The sequence below is a fragment of the Sphingobacterium tabacisoli genome (genome assembly GCF_017908035.1).
Taxonomy (GTDB): Bacteria; Bacteroidota; Bacteroidia; order Sphingobacteriales; family Sphingobacteriaceae; genus Sphingobacterium; species Sphingobacterium tabacisoli.
The window spans coordinates 1-1,408 of the sequence record NZ_JAEQMU010000014.1 but is presented as its reverse complement, the minus strand read 5'-3'; the positions used below and the strand labels follow the sequence as shown (position 1 = coordinate 1,408).

Below are 1,408 nucleotides of genomic sequence, written 5' to 3'. Positions count from 1 at the left end.
ACTTTTTAGATTCTGTGTTAATATACAAGTCAATTTTATATTTTTTTGTAATTTTAGGTTTTAGGCGGTCTTGTACCAGCCTGTTTAGGGTAGCCCTCGTTGGCTGCCCTAATTTGTATCTACCTTATTGGCTTGATGCTTTTGGAGATGGTACTGTGGATCATACCGCTGTTTGCTTCTATAAATTATAAACATGAGCTCAAGCAGTTTCCTTTGCACAGCTACTGCTGCCTTCATTTTGATTCCATGTCTTGAAACAAGTCTTGTAAATGTATTAGCGTAGTGTTCTTCATGCCTTATGGCGGCCAATGCCGGCAAGTGCAGAGATTTTCTCAGATACCTGTTGCCCCGTTTGGATATAGTGGGCTTACCTTGGATCGATATTCCCGATTGTTTCTCCTTTATATCCAAACCGGCATAACTGACCAGTTGCTTTTTATTGCGGATCATCTCAAATCCATTTGTTTCTGCCAGTACTGTTACTGCGGTCAGCAGGCCGACTCCGGGAATGGTGGTCAGGTTATCTGTTTCATTTTTGAGTGTGGAACTCTCCTTTACAAGGAGCTTTAACTCGTCCATTATTTCCTTTTCCTGCCTTTGCAGTACTGATATACGTTCTTTTATTCTTTCTATGGAACTTTTATTCGGCTCAGCCTCTGCTTGTTCTGCATGCAGCTGGTTCTTGACCATGGTACGTTCCTGCACCAGCTGATCCCTTTCTCGGGTCAGCTGCTTCAACCACTTATAAGTGGGATCAGGCTTTTGCCATAACTCCAGATTGCGCTCCAGACCGAATAGCGTGATAGCTTCCGAACAGGTGCTGTCCGTTACCGTTTTTACTTCCAGTGTACGGAAATAGTTACTGATCTTGTTGGGAAGAACGATGCTGATACTGCATCCTTTGCTTGCCAGAAAATAGGCCAGTTTCTCGTGATAGACACCCGTTGCCTCCATAACATAGTGAAGAGGACTTTCCATGGAAGCATGGCTCTGTACCCATTGGTAAAGTTTTATCAGTCCTTGATCCGTGTTTCGGAAATTACCGTATTGGCACAGCTTTTTATCAAGATTGGACAAGATCCTGCCAAAGCATACGACCAACTCTTTGCTGCCAACGTCTATTCCAACTACCTGTTTGAGTGTTCTCATATTAATCTTTTGATGTGAAAAATCAATAGTGAAACTTCCCTTGGACTTGTCTCCTGATGGGTATTCAAGCTGGATAATATGCCGCTTTACATTCTGTTCTGCCTTAGGAAGAGAAAAAGAGGAAGGCCATCTCTAAAAATCAGTATGCCTACGAAAGCTACTAAGACAACCCTTGGCTCTTCCTCTTCTCACTATATAAAGCAAATCTATAAAACAAAAAATGTCTCCTATATTTGCTTACAACAAACATAGGAGACAG

Annotated in this window: 1 protein-coding gene; it reads right to left on the bottom strand. The window is 42.1% G+C overall.

What is annotated here, in order from left to right:
- Positions 1 to 108: 108 nt before the first annotated feature.
- A complete protein-coding gene (locus JKG64_RS22940; RefSeq protein ID WP_210356580.1) occupies positions 109 to 1,149 on the bottom strand; it encodes an IS110 family RNA-guided transposase in 1,041 nt (346 codons plus the stop codon).
- Positions 1,150 to 1,408 lie beyond the last annotated feature (259 nt).

Excerpts from the sequence above, each read along its gene's own strand:
- JKG64_RS22940 (WP_210356580.1), bottom strand. The coding sequence starts at position 1,149 with ATGAGAACACTCAAACAGGTAGTTGGAATAGACGTTGGCAGCAAAGAG.